This window comes from Mycobacterium sp. NGS34 (assembly GCF_059812845.1).
Genome location: NZ_JCALDM010000010.1, coordinates 151,081 through 171,027, shown reverse-complemented (window position 1 = coordinate 171,027; position 19,947 = coordinate 151,081). Strand labels below are relative to the sequence as shown.

Sequence of the window (19,947 nt, the reverse complement as noted above, 5' to 3'; positions counted from 1 at the left end):
CGGTTCTACAGGTCCGGGATGACCGGAACTTCTTCCACCGAGCGCGCATGCCCGCCCAACCGCTGACTCAGGCGCCGGACGGACGGGGCCTCGAATAGGGCGGTCACCTCGAGGTTGGCGTCGAGGGCCGTGTTGATCGTGGCGGTGGCCCGCATCGCGGCGAGGGAATCCCCGCCGAGGTCGAAGAACGACTCGTCGACTCCGACGCGGTCCACGCCGAGCACCTGCGTGTAGATGCCGGTCAAGATCTGCTCGACCAGGCTGGTCGGGGCGTGGTGACCGTCGCCGTTGTGGTGGTGGTGCCGGGGTCCCGACACCGCCGGCTGGACCGCCGGCGCGTGGTTGTTCGACCTGTCCGCGCGCGCGTGCTTGCCCTCGTCCTGAAGATCGACCGACGACAAGGGTCGCGCCGGGTCGGTGGTCATGGCGACCAACGTCTCCCTGAAGCGCTCGATCAGTGCCTCGATGTCGGCCGGGTCGAAGACGTCCGCGCGGAATTGGACGTGCAGCTCCAATTCGCGGCCCGGCACCGCCTGGACGGTCAGCGGGTAGTGGTAGTAGTCGCGGTTGCTGATCTCGGTGACGGCCAACCCGTCCGTCCCCGACAACGCCGCAGCGTCGGCCGGGTAGTTCTCGTACACGAAAACGGTGTCGAAGAGCCTTCCGTGGCCGGTGACACGGTGCACCTCGCTCAGCGCCAGGTGCTGGTGGTCCAGCGTGCGGTTGTGGTCGCCTTGCAGTTGATCAAGCAGGTCGGTGGCGGTGGTCTCCCGCGTGATGGTCGCCCGCACCGGCACCGTGTTGATGAACAGGCCCACCATCGAGTCGGCGCCCGGCACCTCGGCGGGCCGTCCCGAGACCACGGCGCCGAAGGCGACGTCGCGCTGACCGGTCAGCCACGTCAGTAGCTGCGCCCAGGCGGCCTGCAGGACGGTGCTCACGGTGGTGTGGCGCGAGCGCGCCAACTCGCCCAGCGCCCGTGTGGTCTCTTCGGAAACGCGGAACGATGCGACGCCGCGCCGGCCCAGCCCGAACCAATCCGGCGGCCCGACCAGGGTGGGGGCTTCAAAGCCGGCGAACATCTCCCGCCACACCGCGCGGGCGGCGTCGAGGTCTCGACCGGCCAGCCAGGACACGAACCTGCGATACGACCCCGCCGCGGGCAGCCGTTGCCCGTAGTAGCTGGCGAACAACTCGCCCAGCAGGATCGGCAGCGACCACCCGTCCAGCACGATGTGGTGGTTCGTCAGCACAAACCGGTGCCGGTCTTCCGCGGTGCGGATGAGGGCGACCCGCAGGGCCGGGTGGTCGGCCAGGTCGTAGACCGCCGCGCGTTCGGCGGCGCAGACCTGCTGGATCTGCTCATCGACGTCGACATCGCCCTCGGTGAGGTCGACATAGCGCCAGGGCACCACGGGATCGGCCGGGATGATCTGCACCGGCTGGTCGAACCGCGCGCTGAAGCGGGCCGCCAGGTTGGGGTGGCGGGCGACGACCGTGTGCACGGCGTCGCGCAGGCGGTGCTGGTCGAGCCGGCCACTGAGCGCGACGTCGAGCTGCACCGCGTACACGTCGTCGCCGCCCTGGGCGGTGCTGGCGTGAAACAGCAGCCCCTGCTGCAGGGGGGTCAGCGGCAGCACGTCGGCGATGCGGTACTGGCGCGCGAGCTCGTCGATCTGCAGCTGGGTCAACCGCGCGGGCGCGATGTCCGACGGCGTCAACCCGCCGCCACCGCCCCGCACGTGCGCGCAGATGCCGGCCAGCGCGTCGAACCACAGCCGGCTGAGCCGGCTGACCTGCGACTGATCCAGGGCCGACGGCGCCCACGTCCAGCCCGCCCGCAGGCGCGGACCGGTCTCGGCGTCCAGGGTGCCGGCGTTGAGCTCCACGGTGTGCATCAGCGGCATGGGGGTCGCCGCGGCGACGCCCGTCACCGACCAGCCGTCCTGGCGGATCTCCCAGATGTCGCCGGACACCTCGGTCGCCGCGGCGCCCAGCCGCCCCAGGTAGTTGAACCCGATCGTGGGGTCGGCGCCGTCCAGGTCGACGTCGCCGTTCAGGTAGCGCAGCACGCCATAGGTCAGGCCGTCCGGCAGGGCCCGAAGCTGCTCTTTGGCGTCTTTGATGACCGCCCCGAGCCCCGCGTCGCCGGCCAGGACCTGCGCCCAGTCCAGCCCGCCCACCGCGAGCGCCACCGGATACTTGGTGGTGAACCATCCGACCGTGCGCGACAGGTCGATATAGGGGTCCAGCTCCTCCTGGCGCCCGTGCCCCTCCGCGTCGATCACGACGGGCGCGCCGGTCCCCAGGAACTCGGCGCACGCCAAAGCGAATGCGATCAGCAGGATTTCGTGGATCCCGGCGTGGAACGCCGCCGGGACCTCACCGAGCAGCATCCGGGTGGTCTCGGCGTCCAGCTCCACCGACAGGTTCCCGGCGGTCGCGTAGGTGTCCACCGCCGGCTGCACCGCCGGCAACTGCGCGGGCAACGCGGCGATCTGCCGCCACGCGGGCGCGAGCCGCACCACCTCGGAGCGGTGGGCGTATTCGGCCAGCAGCGCGGCCCACCGGGCGAACGACGTCCTCGGCGCCGGCAACACCACCTGCTGCCCGCCGCGGTGCTGGGCCCACGCCAGGTTGAGGTCCTCGAGCAGGATCCGCCACGACACCCCGTCGACCGCCAGGTGGTGAACGATCAGCAGCAACTGGCCGGTGGGGGCCGCCCACAGCGCGCTCAGCATCACGCCGGCGGCCGGGTCCAGCCGCGACCGGGCCGCCAAAACCGCGTCGTCGGAGAGCACGTCCACCGTCTGCAGGCACCCGCGCGCGTCCACCGAACCGGGCTCGGGCACCGTCACCGACCACCCGTCGGCGCCGTCCGTGTCGTTGCTGTCGACGCGCAGCCGCAACGTCGCGTGCCGGTCGAGCAGGGCCTGCAGCACGGCAACCACGTCGGACGAGGTCACCCCCACCGGGGCCTGCACCAGCACGGTCTGGTTGAACTCGTCCACCGGGCCGTCGACGCTCTCCAGCCAGCGCATGATCGGGGTCGCCACCACCGGGCCGACGCCCTCGTCGATCACCTCGGCGTCGTCGGCGACCACCCCGGCGACCCGGGCCAGCTTTGCCACGGTCTGCTCGACGAAGATGTCGCGCGGCCGGCACACCACGCCGGCGGCGCGCGCCCGCGCCACCACCTGCATCGACAGGATGCTGTCCCCGCCGAGCTCGAAGAACGACTCCTCGACCCCGACCCGCTCCAGCCCCAGCACCTGGGCGTAGATGCCGGCCAGGATCTCCTCGACCGCATCGGCCGGGGCGCGGTAGTGGTCGACGTCCTGATACTCCGGGGCAGGCAGCGCGCGGGTGTCGAGCTTGCCGTTGACCGTCAGCGGCAGCGCGTCCAACGCCACCACGGCGGCCGGAACCATGTACGCCGGCAGGCGATCGGCCAGCGCGGCGCGCACCTCGGCCAGGTCCACCGGCCCGGTCACGTACCCCACCAGGCGCTTGTCGCCGGGGCGGTCCTCGCGGGCGATCACCACCGCCTGCTCGACGCCGTCCAGGCCGTTCAGCGTCGCCTGGACCTCACCCAGCTCGATGCGGTAGCCGCGGATCTTGACCTGCTCGTCGGCGCGGCCCATGTACCGCAGCTGACCGTCGGCGCCCCAGCACATCAGGTCCCCGGTGCGGTACATGCGCTCACCCGGCCCGCCGAACGGGCACGCGACGAACCGCGTCCCGGTCAAACCCGCGCGGCCGATGTAGCCGTGCGCCAACCCGGCGCCGGCGACGTACAACTCCCCGACCACGCCGGGCGGCACCGGCTGCAACGAGCCGTCGAGCACGAAGAACCCGAGGTGGGCCAGCGGCACGCCGATCGGGCTCACGGCGACGTCGACGTCGTCGGCGACGATCTCGCGGAACGAGGCGTGCACCGTCGTCTCGGTGATGCCGTACATGTTGATCAACCGGGGCCGGGCCGGGTGGCTCTCCAACCACGCGCGCAGCCGCTGCGGTTCGAGCGCCTCGCCGCCGAACACCACGGCCTCCAGCTCCAGCTGAGAGCCCAGCTCGGGCTGCAGCGCGTCGGCGGCCTGCAGGGCGTAGAACGCCGACGGGGTCTGGCTCAGGACGCTGACCCGTTCGGCCACCAGCAGCGCGTGCAGGTCTTCGGGCGAGCGCACCACCGAGTCGGGCACCACCACCACGCGGCCGCCGTAGAGCAGCGCGCCCCAGATCTCCCACACCGAGAAGTCGAACGCCAACGAGTGGCACTGCGTCCACACCCGACCCGGGAGGTCCATGTCACCGGCCAGCGTCGCAAGCAGCCGGGTCACGTTGCGATGCGGGACCGCCACGCCCTTCGGGGTTCCGGTGGTGCCCGACGTGTAGATGATGTAGGCGACGTCGTCTGGGCAGGCCACCGACGGTGCGGCGCCGGCGGCGGGCTCACCGGCGGCATCCGCGGCGTCTTGGACGTCGATGATCAGCAGGTCGCGTCCGGCCAGCCGCGGGCGGTACTCCGCGGTGGTGATCGCGGCGATCGGCGCGGCATCGCCGAGCACGAACTGCATCCGGGCCTCCGGCACCGCCGGGTCGATCGGCACGTACGCCGCCCCGGTCTTCACCACCGCCAGGATCGCCACGATCGCGTCGGCCGAACGGGGCAGCAGCAGCGCCACGCGCCGGCCCGGCCCCACGCCGCCGCCGGACAGCCGGTGCGCCAACCGGTTTGCCGCCTCGTCGAGCTCGCGGTAGGTCAGCGAGCGACCCTCGCAGGTCACCGCCGCCGCGTCGGGCACCCGGGCCACCTGCGCGGCGAACAGCTGCGGAATCGACACCGGCGGGCTCACCGGCTCGGTCAGCGCCGCCCGGTTGCCCCAGTCCGCCAGCCGGGTGCGCTCGACGTCGTCGAGCACGCCGATCGACGACACCCGCCGGGCCGGGTCGGCGGTCATCTCGGCCAGCACGCGCTGGAATCGCTCGAGCAGGGTTTCGATGCTGGCCGCGTCGAACACGTCGGTGCGAAATTCCACCACCCCGCCGATGCCGGCCGGCTCGCCGTCCGCGTCCAGGTGTTCTTCCAGCGCAAAGGCCAGGTCCATGCGGGCGGTGCCGGTATCCACCGGCATCTGGGTGAGCTCCAGCTCCCCCGACGCGAACCGGGCGGTGGGGTCGCCGGTGGTGTCGTGCAGGGTCCGCCAGGCCAGCATCACCTGTACGAGCGGGTGGTGCGTGAGCGATCGGGTGGGGTTCAGCCGCTCGACGACCACTTCGAAGGGCACGTCCTGGTGCTCGTAGGCGGCCAGGCTGCGCGCCCGCACCTGGGCCAGCAGGTCGGCGACGGTCGGGTCGCCGGTCACGTCCACGCGCAACACCAACGTGTTGACGAAGAAACCGACCAACTCGTCGAGCGCGGGGTCGCGGCGCCCTCCGATCGGGAACCCCACCGCCACATCGGAACTCGCGCTGAGCTTGGCCAGCAGCACCGCCAGCGCCGCCTGCATCACCATGAAATTGGTCGCGTTGTGTTCGCGGGCCACCCGCACGACCTGCCGCTGCAACTCGACGGGCAGGCGCACCGCCACGCTGGCGCCCCGTTGGTCGGCCACCGGCGGGTAGGGCCGGTCGGTGGGCAGGCCGAGCCGCTCGGGCATCCCCGCCAGCGCCTGCTGCCAGTACTCCAGCTGCGCGGCGATCGGGCTGTCGGGATCGGTGAGATCGCCGAATTGCGCGCGCTGCCACAGCGTGTAATCGATGTACTGCACCGGCAGCGGCGTCCAATCGGGGGCCTGCCCCACACAGCGGCTGGCATAGGCCACGGCGATGTCACGCACCAGCGGGGGGATCGACAGGCCGTCGGCGGCGATGTGATGCACCAGGGCGACCAGCACGTGCTCGTCGTCGGCGACACGGAAAAGCTTTGCGCGCAAAGGGATCTCGGCGGCTAGATCAAAGCTGTGCCGCGCGGTCTCCTCGATGGCCTCCTGCAGCCGGCCCGGCGACCACCCGGTCGCGTCGACCACGCCCCAACCGAAGTCGGCCCGCTCGGCGGGCAGCACCAGCTGCTGCGGTATTCCGTCGGGGGCGGTGAACAGCGTGCGCAGGCTTTCGTGGCGGCCCACCACGTCGGCCAGGGCCGCGCAGAACGCGTCGGCGTCCAGCGGCCCGCGCAGTCGCAGCGCGACCGCCAGGTTGTACACCGGCGACGGGCCCTGCAGCTGGTCGATGAACCACAAGCGGTTCTGCGCGAAGGACAGGGGCACCACCGCGGGCCGCGGTCCGGCCACCAACGGCTCAAGCACGCCCTCGCCGCCGTGGATGCGCGTCGCCAACTGGGCCACGCTGGGCGCCTCGAACACGGCGCGCACCGCGACGGCGGCGCCCAGGCCGCTGTTGATCGCGGCGACCAGACGCATCGCCGACAGCGAATCCCCGCCCAGGTCGAAGAACGAGTCGTCCACCCCGACCCGCTCCACGCCCAGCACCTGGGCATAGATGCCGGCCAGGATCTCCTCGGTCGGGGTGGTCGGTGCGCGGTAACGGTCGGTGGCCTCGTAGTCCGGCGCGGGCAAGGCCCGGGTGTCGAGCTTGCCGTTGACCGTCAACGGCAGCGCCGCCAACGCCACCACCGCGGCGGGAACCAGGTAGGCGGGCAGCCGCTCGGCCAGCGCCGATCGCACCGCGGCCGGGTCCGCGGTCCCGGTGATGTATCCGACGAGGCGCTTGTCGCCGGGACGGTCCTCGCGGGCGACCACCACCGCCTGCTCGACGCCGTCGCACGCGGCCAGCGCGGCCCGGACTTCGCCCGGTTCGACGCGATAGCCGCGGATCTTGACCTGCTCATCGGCGCGGCCCAGGTATTGCAGCTGGCCGTCCGCGCGCCACCGCACCAGGTCGCCGGTGCGGTACATGCGCGTCCCGGGCGCGTCCGCGCCGGCGAACGGGCAGGCCACGAAGCGCGACGCGGTCAGCCCCGTCCGGCCGACGTACCCGACGCCCACGCCCCGACCGGCCACATAGAGTTCCCCGACGACGCCGGCCGGCACCCGGCGCAACGACTCGTCCAGGACGAACAGCGCCGCCGTCGACACCGGCCCGCCGATCGGGGCCGCCCCGGTCCCCGCCCGCAGCGGCGCGCTCATCGAGGCGTACACCGTGGCCTCGGTGGGCCCGTAGGCGTTGATCACCACCCGCCCGGGCGCCCATTGGTCCACCACCTCGGCCGAGCACGCCTCGCCGCCGAGCAGCAACGCCTCGGCCTCCAGCCCCTGCGGGGACAGGGCGGCCACCGCCGACGGGGTTTGGGTGAGCACGTTGACCCGTTCACGGGCCAGCAGGTCGTGGAAATCGTCCGGCGAGACGACGACCGACTGCGGCACCACCACCAGCCGCCCCCCGCCGAGCAGCGCGGCCCAGATCTCCCACACCGAGAAGTCGAAGGCATACGAATGGCATTGTGTCCACACCTGGGCCGTCGGCAGCGACGTGGGCGTCGACGGCGCCAGGTGCGCCAGGTTGCGGTGGGCGATGGCCACGCCCTTGGGTGTTCCGGTGGTTCCCGACGTGTAGATCAGGTAGGCGACGTCGTCGGCCGACGGCGCCGGCGGCGCGGTGGTGGGCTGGTTTTCGACGGCGGGGTCGTCGATGTCGATGACCGTCAGGTCCCGCCCGGCCAGCCGGTCGGCCAGGCCGGCGGTGGTGACCGCGGCGACGGGCGCGGCGTCGCCCAGCATGAAGTCGACCCGGGCCGCCGGAAGCGCCGGGTCGATCGCCAGGTAGGCCGCCCCGGTCTTCAGCACCGCCAGCATGGCCATGACGGCCTGGGCCGACCTCTCCATCAGCAAGGCGACGCACGCACCGGGGCCGACGCCATGGCCGGACAGCAAGTGCGCGAACCGGTTGGCGGCCTCGTCGAGTTCCCGGTAGGTCATCGACCGGTCCCCGAAGGTCACCGCCGGCGCCTCGGGGGCGCGGGCCACCTGCGCGGCGAACAGCTCGGGCACCGACACCGCCGGGTCCCGCCGCGTCAGCACCGCGCGGTTGCCGACCTCGTCGAGGCGGGCGTGCTCGGCCTCGTCGAGCAGATCCACCGACGACAGCCGGCGCCCCGGATCCGCCGTCATGGCGGCCAACACCCGCTTGAGCCGCTCGACCAGCGTTTCGATGCTGGCGGCGTCGAAGACGTCGGTACGGAATTCCACCGCCCCGGCGATCCCGGCGGGCTCACCGTCGTCGGTCCACGTCTCACCGAGGGAGAAAGCCAGGTCGGTGCGGGCCGTCCGGGTGTCCAGCGGCAGCGGCGTGGCCTGCAACCCACCCAGGGCCAAGCCGGTCGGGCCCTGCCCCTGCCCGCCCTGCCAGGCCAGCATCACCTGGACCAGCGGGTGGTGCGTCAGGCTTCGGGTCGGGTTGAGCCTTTCGACGAGCACCTCGAAGGGCACGTCCTGGTGCTCGTATGCGGATAGGCTGCGCGCCCGCACCTGAGCGAGCAGCTCGGCGACGCTGGGATCACCGGCCAGATCAACCCGCAACACCAGGGTGTTGACGAAGAAGCCGACCAGTTCGTCCAGCGCCGGGTCCCCGCGCCCGGCGATCGGAAACCCTACGGACACATCGGAACTCGCGCTGAGCTTGGCCAGCAACACGGCCATGGCGGCCTGCATCACCATGAAACTGGTGGCGTTGTGTTCCCGGGCCACCCGGGTGACCTCCCGCTGCAGCTCGGCGGGCCAGTCCACCGACACGCTCGCGCCGCGGTAGTCCGCGACCGGCGGGTAGGGCCGGTCGGTGGGCAGCTGCAGGTGCTCCGGCATTCCGGCCAGCGCCTCCTGCCAGTAGGCCAGCTGCGCGGCGATGCGGCTGTCGCTGTCGCCGAGATCGCCGAGCTGCGCGCGCTGCCACAGCGTGTAGTCCGCGTACTGCACCGCCAGGTCGGCCCAGTCGGGTGGTTGCCCCACCCGCCGGCTCGCGTAGGCCACCCCGAGATCGCGCACCAGCGGGGCGATCGACGCACCGTCGGCGGCGATGTGGTGCACCACGGCCACCAGCACGTGTTCGTCGTCGGCGACCCGGAAAAGCCTTGCCCGCATGGGGATCTCGGCCGCCAGGTCGAACGGGTGATGGGCCACCTCGTCGAGGGCCTCGGCCAGCCGGCTCTCCGGCCAGCCGGTGGCGTCGACGACGGACCAACCGAAGTCGGCCCGATCGGGCGGCACGATCAGCTGGCGCGGGACGCCGTCGTGTGCGGCGAACAGCGTGCGCAGGCTCTCCTGCCTGGCCACCACGTCGGCCAGCGCCGCGCCCAACGCGTCCTCTTCGAAGGCGTCCATCCGCCCGCGTAGCCGCAGGGCGACCGCCATGTTGTAGATCGTCGACGGGCCCTGGAACTGGTCGATGAACCACAGCCGGCTCTGGGCGAACGACAGCGGGATCACCGCGGGCCGCTCCACGGCGGACCAAGATGCCAGCGGCTCCAACCGGGCGTCGTCCCCGCCGATCCGCGTCGCCAACTGGGCGACCGTGGGCGCCTCGAACAGCGTGCGCACCGACAGACCGGCGTCCAGGCCGCTGTTGACCGCGGCGATCAGGCGCACGGCCGACAGCGAATCCCCGCCGAGGTCGAAGAACGACTCGTCGACCCCGACCAGTCGCGGCGGCTGCACGCCCAGCACCTGCGCGTAGATGCCGGCCAGCAGCTCCTCGACCGCGTTGGTCGGGGCGCGATAGGGGCCGCCATCCTGGTATTCGGGCGCGGGCAGGGCCCGGGTGTCGAGTTTGCCGTTGACCGTCAGCGGCAGCGCCTCGATCACCATCACCGCGGCCGGCACCATGTACGCCGGGAGCCGCTCGGCCAGCGCCGCGCGCGCCGACGCCGCGAACGACACCGGATCGGTGGGGCCGGTGACGTAGCCCACCAGCCGCTTGTCCCCGGGCCGGTCCTCGCGGGCGATCACCGCCGCCTGCTTGACGCCGTCCAGCGCGCCCAGCGCCGCCTGGATTTCGCCGAGTTCGATGCGATACCCGCGGATCTTGACCTGCTTGTCGGCGCGCCCCACGTACCGCAGCTGCCCGTCGGCGCCCCACCACACCAGGTCCCCGGTGCGGTACATCCGCTGTCCCGGCTCGCCGAACGGGCAGGCCACGAACCGCGTCGAGCTCAGCGCCGGCCGGCCCACGTAGCCGTCCGCCACCCCGGCCCCGGCCACGTACAGCTCCCCCACCACGCCCGCCGGGACCGGCCGCAGCCACCCGTCGAGGACGAAAAATCCGAGATGGGCCAGCGGCACGCCGATGGGGCTGGCGATGCTGTCGACGTCGCCGGCGACGATCTCCCGGAACGACGCGTGCACGGTCGTCTCGGTGATGCCGTACATGTTGATCAGCCGCGGCAGACCCGGGTGGTTGTCCAGCCAGCCCCGCAGCCGCTGCGGTTCGAGCGCCTCGCCGCCGAACACCACGGCCTCGAGCTTGAGGCGGGGTTCCGGCTCGGGCTGCGCCGCGTCGGCGGTCTGCAGCGCATAGAACGCCGACGGGGTCTGGCTCAACACGGTGACCTCTTCGGCCACCAGTAAGGCGTGCAGGTCCTGCGGCGAGCGCACCACCGCGTCGGGCACGATCACCAGCCGGCCGCCGTAGAGCAGCGCCCCCCAGATCTCCCACACCGAGAAGTCGAAGGCCAGCGAGTGGCACTGCGACCACACCTGGCCCGCCAGCTCCAGGTCGACGTCCAGCGTCTCCAGCAGCCGGGTCACGTTGCGATGCGGGATCGCCACGCCCTTGGGGGTTCCGGTCGTGCCCGACGTGTATATGAGGTAGGCGATGTCGTCCGGGGTCGGCGCCGGCAGCGGAGTGCTGGGCTGGCCGTCGATCGCGGGGTCGTTGATGTCGATGACCGCCACGTCGCGCCCGGCCAGCCGATCGGCCAGCCCGGCGGTCGTGATCACCGCGACCGGCGCCGCATCGTCGAGCACGAACCCCATCCGGGCCGGCGGCACCGTCGGGTCGATCGGCACGTACGCCGCGCCGGTTTTCAGCACGGCCAACATCGCGACGACCGCGTCGGCCGACCGCGGCAACAGCAGCGCCACGCGCTGCCCCGGACCCACACCCTGGTCGGCCAACAGGTGCGCCAGCCGGTTGGCCGCCTGCTTGACCTCGCGGTAGGTCCACGTACGGTCCCCCGCGCTGATCGCCACCGCCTCGGGTGTGCGCGCCACCTGCGCGCCGAACAGCACCGGAATAGACACCGGCACGCCGACTGGCTGGGTCAAGCCCGCGCGATTCCCCCACCTCTCGAGCTGCGCGTGCTCGGCGGCGTCGAGCACGTCCATCGAGGACAACCGCCGGCCCGGGTCGGCCGTCATCGCCGCCAGCACCCGCTTGAACCGCTCGATCAGCGTCTCGATCTCGGCCGCGCCGAACACGCCCGTGTCGAATTCCACCCGCAGACCCATTTCGGTGCCCGGCATGGCCTGGACCGCGAGCGGGTAGTGGTTGTACTCGCGGTGGGTGAAATCGGTGATGGCCAACCCTTGGTCACCTTGGCCGCCCGACAGCGCGGCCGCGTCCAGCGGGTAGTTCTCGTACACGAAAATCGTGTCGAACAGGTGGTCCTGGCCGGTGACGCGGTGCATCTCGCTGAGCGCCAGGTGCTGGTGGTCGATCGTGTGGCTGTAGGCGTTCTGCAGCTGATCGAGCAGGTCGGCGGTGGTGGTGTTCGCCGTGATGCTGGCCCGCACCGGCACCGTGTTGATGAACAGGCCCACCATCGAGTCCGCGCCCGGCACCTCGGGCGGCCGTCCCGAGACCGTCGTGCCGAAGGCGACGTCGTGGCGGCCGGTCAGCCACATCAGCAGCTGGGCCCACGCGGCCTGCACCACGGTGCTGACGGTGGTGTGGCTGGTACGCGCCAGCTCGCCGAGCGCCCGCGTGGTCTGCTCGGGCACCCGGAACGACGCGACGCCCCGCGGCCCCAGGCCCAACCGCCCGGCCGGGGCCACCAACGTGGGGGTGTCGAATCCGGCCAGCACCTCGCGCCAGGCCTCGCGGGCGGCATCCAGGTCGCGACCGGTCAGCCACGTCACGTAGCTGCGATACTTCGCCGCCGCGGGCAGCCACTGCCCGTGATAGCTGGCGAAGATCTCCCCCACCAGGATCGGCAGCGACCAGCCGTCCAGCACGATGTGGTGATTGGTCAGCACCAGCCGGTGCTGATCCTCGGCGGTGCCGATGAGCGCGGCGCGGAAGGCCGGCTGGTTGGTGAGATTGCAGACCGCGGCGCGTTCGGCCGCGCACACCTGCCGGATCTGTTCGTCGAGGTCCGGGCCGCACCCGCGCAGGTCGACGAAGCGCCAGGGCGCCACGGGATCGGCCGGGATGATCTGCACCGGCTGGTCGAACTTGTCGGAGAACCGGGCCGCCAGGTTGGGGTGGCGGGTGACCACCGCCTGCACCGCGTCGCGCAGGCGGTCCTGGTCGACCGGACCGCTCAGCGCGATCTCCAGCTGCACCGAATAGACGTCGTCGCCGCCCTCGGCGGTGATGGCATGGAACCACAGCCCCTGCTGCAAGGGGGTCAGTGGCAGTACGTCAGCTATCCGCATATTGCCGCTGCAGTTCGTCGATTTGCTGCTGGCTCAGGCCGGCGGCGATGTCGGAGGGCGTCAACCCGCCCCCGCCGCCGCGCACGTGCGCGCAGATGCCGGCCAACGCGTCGAACCACAGCCGGCTCAGCCGGGTGATCTGCGCGTGGTTCAGCGTGGAGGGCGCCCAGGTCCAGCGGGCGTGCAGCTGTGGTCCGGTGTCGGTGTCGACCGTGCTGGCGTTGAGCTCCACGGTGTGCATCAGCGGCATGGGGATGGCCGCGGCGACGTCGGTCACCGACCAGTCGCCCTGGCTGAGCCGCCACACGTCGCCGGACACTTCGCCCGCCGCGCCGAGCCGGCCCAGGTAGTTGAACCCGATCGGCGGGTCGGACGGGGCCAGGTCGACATCGGCGTTCAGGTAGCGCAACGCCCCGTAGGTCAAGCCGTCCGGCAGCGCGCGTAGTTGCTCCTTGGCGTCTTTGACGACCGCACCCAGCCTGGCGTCGCCGGCCACCACCCGCGCCCAGTCCAGGTCGCCGACCGCGACCGACACCGGGTACTTGGTGGTGAACCATCCGACCGTGCGGGACAGGTCGACGTGGGGCGCCAGTTCCTCCTGGCGCCCGTGACCCTCCACATCGATGACGATCGGGGCGCCGCCGCTGCCCACGAATTCCGCCATCGCCAGGGCGAACCCGATCAACAGGATCTCGTGCACCCCGGCGTGGAACGCCGCCGGCACCTCGTCGAGCAGCGCGCGGGTGGTCTCGGCATCCAGCTGCGCCGACAGGTTGCCGGCGCTCGCATAGGTGTCCGCCTCCGGACGCACCGGCGGCAGCGCCGCGGGCGCGGCCGCGATCTGGCGCCAGGCGTCGGCCTGCGCGACGACCTCCGGGCGGTACGCGTGCTCGGCCAACAGCGAAGCCCACTGGGCGAACGACGTCCCGGGCGCTGGCAACACCAATTCCTGCCCACCGCGATGCTGGGCCCAGGCGATGTTGAGGTCCTCGAGCAGGATCCGCCACGACACCCCGTCGACGGCCAGGTGGTGAACGATCAGCACCAACTGCCCGGTGTCACCCACCCACAGCGCGCTGAGCATCACCCCGGCCGCCGGATCCAGCCGCGACCGCGCCTCGACCACCGCCTCGTCGGACAACGCCGGCACCGCGACCAGGCATCGGCGGGCGTCGACGGAGGCGGCCTCCGGCACGGTCAGCGACCAGCCGCCGGCGCCGTCGTCCTCGACCCGCAGCCGCAGCGTGGCGTGCCGGTCGAGCACGGCCTGCAGCACCGCCACCACGTCGGCCTCCGTCGCCCCCGCCGGGGCCTGCACCGACACGGTCTGGTTGAACTGATCGACGGGCCCCTCGACACCGCGCAGCCAGCGCATGATCGGTGTCGCGTCCACCGGACCCACGCCGTCGTCGCCGAAATCGGCGTCACCGGTGGCGACTTCGGCCACCCGGGCCAGCTGGGCGACGGTCTGCTCGACGAAAATGTCCCGGGGCCGGCACACCACCCCGGCGGCCCGCGCACGCGCCACCACCTGCATCGACAGGATGCTGTCCCCGCCGAGCTCGAAGAACGACTCGTCGACGCCGACGCGCTCCAGCCCGAGGACCTGCGCGTAGATGTCGGCCAGGATCTGCTCGACCGCGTTGCCCGGCGCCCGGTAGCGGTCGACGTCCTGATACTCCGGCGCCGGCAGGGCCCGCTTGTCGAGTTTGCCGTTGACCGTCAGCGGCACCGCATCGATCACCACGACCGCGGCCGGCACCATGTACGCCGGCAACCGCTCGGCCAGCGCGGCGCGCGCGGCGGCCGGCTCGGTGGACCCGGTCACGTAGCCCACCAGCCGCTTGTCGCCGGGGCGGTCCTCGCGCGCGAGCACCACGGCCTGCTCGACGCCGTCCAGGTCGGCGAGGGCGGCTTGGACCTCACCCAGCTCGATGCGGAAGCCGCGGATCTTGACCTGCTCGTCGGCGCGACCCACATACCGCAGCTGCCCGTCGGCGCCCCACCACGCAAGGTCCCCGGTGCGGTACATGCGCGCCCCGGGCTCGCTGAACGGGCACGCCACGAACCGCGTCGACGTCAAACCCGGTCGCCGCCAGTAGCCGCACCCGGCGCCGCCGCCGGCCACGTACAACTCGCCGACCACCCCGGCCGGCACCTGCCGCATCCACCCGTCGAGCACGAAGAACGCGTACTGGCCCAACGGCACGCCGATGGGACTGGCGGAGCTGTCGACATCTTCGGGGAAGATCTCCCGGAACGACGCATGCACCGTCGTCTCGGTGGTGCCATACAGGTTGAGCAACCGCGGTGCTTCCGGGTGGTTGTCCAGCCAGGTCCGCAACCGCTGCGGTTCGAGCGCTTCGCCGGCGAAGATCACCGCCCGGAGCTGGAGCTGACGTGCCAGCTCGGGCGCGAGCGCGTCCGCGGTTTGCAGCGCGTAAAACGCCGACGGGGTCTGGCTCAAGACTTCGACCTGTTCCTTGGCCAGCAGCGCGTGGAAATCTTCGGGCGAACGCGCCACCGACTCGGGCACCACCACGAGGCGCCCGCCGGACAGCAACGCGCCCCAGATCTCGCACACCGAGACGTCGAAGGCCAACGAGTGCCACTGCGACCACACCTGCCCCGGCGACAGCTCGACGTCCAGGGACTCCAGCAGCCGGGTCACGTTGTGGTGGGTGATGGCCACGCCCTTGGGCACACCCGTCGTCCCGGAGGTGTAGATGAGGTAGGCGACGTTGTCCGGCTCCGGCACCGGCAGCGCCGTGCCGCACTCGGGGCCGACGGCGGGGTTTGCGAGCTCGGCGACGTCGACGATGAGCAGGTCGCGCCCGTCCAGCCGGTCGGCCAGGCCGGCGGCGGTGATCGCCGCGACCGGCGCGGCATCGTCGAGCATGAACTCGATTCGGGCGGCCGGCACTGCGGGGTCGATCGGCACGTACGCCGCCCCCGTCTTGAGCACCGCGAGGATCGCGACGATCGCCTCGGCCGACCGCGGCAACAACAGCGCCACCCGCCGACCCGGGCCCACCCCGTGCCCGGCCAGCAGCCGCGCCAACCGGTCGGCGCCCTGTTCAACCTGTCGGTAGGTCCACGACGATTCCCCGAACGTGATCGCCACCGCCTCCGGCGCGCGGGCGGCCTGCGCGGCGAACATCGCCGGGATCGACTGCGAAGCGGTTGCCGGCCGGCTCAACACCGCGCGGTTACCCCAGCCGTCGAGCCCGGCGAGCTCGGCGTCCTCGAACAGATCCATCGACGAGAGCCGCCGCGCCGGGTCGGCGGTCATCGCCACCAACACGCGGCCCAGCCGCTTCGCCAATTCGGCGACCTCGAATTTCGCGAGCGGACTCCCGGCGCCCGCGGTGCTGAGGAAAAGCTGGTCGCCGCCGCCGGAGAACATCAACGCGAAGGCGCCCACCTGAACGGGATTGGTGAACGACGCCGACGCCGCGACACCGGCGAAGTCCATGGTCATTTTCGACGGCATGAAATTGACGCTCACCCGATCGGGCCGCGCCCCGCGCGGGTCGGCCTTGCGTTCGAGGGCGTGCACCGGGAATCGCTGATGGTCCAGCGCCTCGCGGATGCGCGCGTCGACGTACTCGCAAAAGCCGGCGACCGTGGATCGCGGCGAAACGCTCAGCACCAGCGGCACGACGCCGGAAATCATTCCCGGGAGCGTCTTCGACTCCGGGCGCACGCGACGGCTGACGGGGAACTCGAGCACCACCTCTGAGCTGTCGGCGCACCACCCGCGCACCAAGAGGGCACAGGCCGCGGTGATGACCGACGACCGGGGCACCTTCCACGCGTCGGAGAGTTCTTGAACTCGGCGCAGCACGACGGGGTCCAGTCGTACCGGCGCGGACGGCTGGGACCGCTCCGCCTCCTCGGCGGCCGGGAGGAACCCGTTCTGTGGCCCGCTTTCCGGTGGCAGATTCCTGGTCCAGTAGTCCTGATCTTCGGCGTAATCCGTGGACGCTTCGTATTCCGACTCGAGGCGAACCAAGTCCGCCAATGAGCCGAAGAAAGCGGGGGGAATGGGTTCGTTCGCAACAATTGCGGCGTACACGGTCGCAATCCGATTTGCGATGAGCGTAATTCCGGTGCCGTCCACGATCATGTGGTGGAAACACCCGAACAAATAGAATTCGTCCGACCATGTCTGGAATAAAGCAAAATTGAACAGCGGACCGCCCGCGGGCATTGGCGTGCGTTGGATCGACAGCGCCATCCGGCGTGCCTCCTGCACGGGATGGCGCGTGTCGCTCAGATCGTGGAAGGCGACCTCGAAGTCCGGGTAATCGATCGCCCGCTGGAAGACCTGGCCGTCCACCTCGAAGACGGCGGCCCTGGCCGGTTCGGCCTCCCGCATCGCGTGACGGATCGCCCGCTGAAGCAACTCGCGGTCCACGGTGCCGTCGAATCGGACAAGCACGCCAAGCTGCCACTCCGTACCGGAGTGGCCCGTTTCCTGCGCGAGCCAAATGTCCAGCTGTCCCCGCGTCAGCGGGAGAGCCCGGTCATCAAGTTCCATCCGGATTACCTATCAAACCCCTGTCCCGCCGCTAACCTTTCACGCAGAGTTCTCGGCCGTATATCGGTCCAGTTCTGTTCGATGTAGTCCAGGCACGCTGCGCGGTCCGCTTCGCCGTACACCACCCGCCAGCCGGCCGGAACGTCGGCGAACGCCGGCCACAGGCTGTGTTGTTCCTCGTCGTTGACCAAGACGAAAAAACTGCCGTCGTCGTCGTCGAACGGATTAGTGCTCACCGCGTCTCCAGACCGTCTAACTGGACATGGGTATAACAAGTTCTAAACCATACTGGAGCCCCACAGAGCTTGTCTAAGCCTTCGGGGAATTTGAGGTAGGCGGGGATCTACTAGCGCCACCGCATCCGGAATGTTGCCTAGACGAACTATTGGTACGGTTTGGCCGCCAGCTGCCCTACCCGTGGTCTGTGGACCGGCGCCTGCCGGCCCCGACATCGCTCTCCCCCCGGCGCCGCGGGCAGAACATGCAGGAAGATGGCCGTCTGCCGGGACCGGCGGCCGCCGCGACCGTCGAGCGCCGCCGCCAGCGCACCCATATATATATATAGGTAGGGAAAATTCCCGGGCCCGGCTCGGGAGGCTCGCGCGATCCCCGGAACTACTACCTCTCGTCGGGACACGTTCAGCGGTGCGGACCCAAGCCGCCGCTGAATTGCGCCGCCCTGACGGCCGCCCGACGACATGAATTCACGACGCCTGACGGGCCAAGGTTGAGCCCCTAGCGGGGGCCGGCCGGTCGTGTAGCATGCAACCTGATTGGGCGCACGTTGAACAGGGTGTATTCCAAATCAAAATATCCACAATAAAGCAGATCTGGTTGGGGCGACATAAATGGACAGCCATAGCGAACCTTCGGCGCAGGTTGAAACGAAGGAAAATTCACCCGTTGCAATGTCGGAGCACCTCGCCGACGACCTACTCTCCACGACCGCCGGCGGGTGGAAAAGCTTTTATAATTTGCTCAGCCGCCGCCTGGAGGACGCCGGGGTCGCCGATTCATCCTTTTTCCTCAATTACGGGTACGCGCCGCTGGGTTCCAACGACGAATCGGTGTTCGACATTCGCCCGGGAACTTTCAACGCCAACTCCGTCCGGTTGGTGTTCGAAGTGATCGGACCGGTCGACCTCAACGACCGCACGGTCGTCGAAATCGGATGCGGACGCGGCGGCAACGCCGCGCTGGTCGCGGAGAAGTTCAGCGCCGAGGTGATCGGCATCGACATGTCCTCCGAGGCGATCGCGTTCTGCAGCAAGACGCACGTAAAGCGCCCGATCGACTTCCGGGTCGGCGATGCGCTGAACATCCCGCTGCCCGACGCGTCGTGCGACGCCGTCGTCAACGTGGAGTCCTCACACTCATACGGCAACCTGCCGAAATTCCTGAGCGAAGTCCGCAGGATCTGCCGACCCGGAGCGTGGTTCCTGCACACCGACTTCCTGAGCCCCGAGGATTGGGACCAGGTGAGAATGCGCCTGAAGCGCTCGGGCTTCGTCACCGAAAGCGACCGGGACATCACCGCCAACGTGCTGGCGTCGCGCGATCAAGCGAGCGATACCTGGGCTGAGGTGTACGGCGATCGGAATGCCCGCGTCGCGAACTTCCTCTCCCTGCCCGGCTCCGCGATCTACGAGCAGATGCGGGCCGGCCTATTGGAATACCGAATTCTGAGGTCTCAATTGCGGACCGAAGCCGCCTAGCGCCGACATCACCACTCGACGTCGGAGTAGAAGAGCCTCGACACGTCGCTTGTCAGCTCTTTGACGGTGAGAATTTCACGGTCGCTGAGCCGGCTCTTCCAGTTCGAGACGTTCACCTTGCTGTTTCGCCTGATGCTGAATTCGTCGCCCCGCTGCGGTTCGGAAGGGTTTTGCTCGCCCGAGCTGGCCTCGATGGCGGTTTGGACGCTGGTCGTGAATTCCAGGCCGAGTGCCGCATAGATTTTTTGAAAACTCCCCGTGGGATCCATGGACAATTCTTCGTGCTTGAGGAATAGCCACCCCGGATAGCGCGTGCGGTACTCGTTGACGACGGCGTAGATGCAGTTCCACAAGAGGGCGCCCACCGCGATGATTTCCTGGTCGTGTGCGGCGAAATAGCGGATCTCCGATTCAAAATCCGCCAACCTGGTTTCGCGCATGAGTTGCGGTTGCCGCAGGAAGTGGTTGAAGTTGAATTTCCATTTCAAAATCTTCAAGCTGGAACACAGCGCGGCGGGGTGCCGGATCATGACGACGACGTTCATATCGAATCGCCGGGCCAGCCACGGGGCGGAGAATACGGCGACCGGGTCTTTCATGACCGCCGTGTCTTTTCGCAACCTGTGCGTGGACAGATTCGCAAAAGCCAACAGACTTCGCGCCGCCTCCCGCGCGCTCTTGGCATGCAGAAGATTTTTCCGGATGGGGTACTTGAAATCGACCAGACTCTCAAGATAGCTGTCGAATTGGTGAGAATTCTCGTCGGTTATGTACTGGAAATTGACTTTTATGGGGTTGGCGAAGCCGCACAAGTCGCCGTTTTCCGGGGTGAAGGGCTCATGGATATAGCCCATACCGGGCGCATGGGAGATCATCCGGCCGGTCCAGGTGGTGCCGGACCGGGGTGCGCCGGTAACGAGAATCCGCCGCCTACCTTCCCGGGCATTGACGAGCTCGCGTTCTACGGCCACGTCCCGCATGCTCCCGTCTAGTTCGCGACTGTCCGGCGAGGTTCAATGCGGGCGTCCTTCGTCGACCGACACGCGCGCGCACGCCGCCCTGGCCCGTCCATTTCGGGGCG

Annotated in this window: 5 protein-coding genes; 1 reads left to right on the top strand and 4 read right to left on the bottom strand. The window is 70.1% G+C overall.

Annotated elements, in window-relative coordinates; genetic code table 11:
- Positions 1–5 precede the first annotated feature (5 nt).
- The 3 genes from AC5Y7V_RS22935 to AC5Y7V_RS22925 are packed head-to-tail and all read right to left on the bottom strand — an operon-like array spanning position 6 to position 17,387.
- Positions 6–12,608: a non-ribosomal peptide synthetase gene (locus AC5Y7V_RS22935; protein ID WP_499882319.1), complete on the bottom strand. Its 12,603-nt coding sequence runs from the start codon at positions 12,606–12,608 to the stop codon at positions 6–8.
- Positions 12,595–17,151, bottom strand: a complete 4,557-nt coding sequence (locus AC5Y7V_RS22930) for an amino acid adenylation domain-containing protein (protein WP_499882318.1) — start codon at positions 17,149–17,151, stop codon at positions 12,595–12,597. The genes AC5Y7V_RS22935 and AC5Y7V_RS22930 overlap by 14 nt, the downstream gene beginning before the upstream one ends.
- Positions 17,152–17,156: 5 nt before the next feature.
- Complete coding sequence (locus AC5Y7V_RS22925) at positions 17,157–17,387, bottom strand: MbtH family protein (RefSeq protein WP_499882317.1); 231 nt, start codon at positions 17,385–17,387, stop codon at positions 17,157–17,159.
- Between the two features lie 672 nt (positions 17,388–18,059).
- Between AC5Y7V_RS22925 and AC5Y7V_RS22920 the strand changes: the two genes are divergently transcribed.
- Positions 18,060–18,866 (top strand): class I SAM-dependent methyltransferase, encoded by an 807-nt coding sequence (locus AC5Y7V_RS22920; protein WP_499882316.1) that lies wholly within the window; start codon positions 18,060–18,062, stop codon positions 18,864–18,866.
- An 8-nt stretch (positions 18,867–18,874) separates the two neighbouring features.
- Here the strand turns inward: AC5Y7V_RS22920 and AC5Y7V_RS22915 are convergent, their stop codons facing one another.
- Complete coding sequence (locus tag AC5Y7V_RS22915) at positions 18,875–19,837, bottom strand: sulfotransferase (protein ID WP_499882315.1); 963 nt, start codon at positions 19,835–19,837, stop codon at positions 18,875–18,877.
- Positions 19,838–19,947: the final 110 nt, after the last annotated feature.

What these genes read in the sequence shown, in the direction of transcription:
- AC5Y7V_RS22920 (WP_499882316.1), top strand. Translation starts at nt 18,060, where the DNA reads ATGTCGGAGCACCTCGCCGACGACCTACTCTCCACGACCGCCGGCGGG.
- AC5Y7V_RS22930 (WP_499882318.1), bottom strand. Translation starts at nt 17,151, where the DNA reads ATGGAACTTGATGACCGGGCTCTCCCGCTGACGCGGGGACAGCTGGAC.
- AC5Y7V_RS22935 (WP_499882319.1), bottom strand. Translation starts at nt 12,608, where the DNA reads ATGCGGATAGCTGACGTACTGCCACTGACCCCCTTGCAGCAGGGGCTG.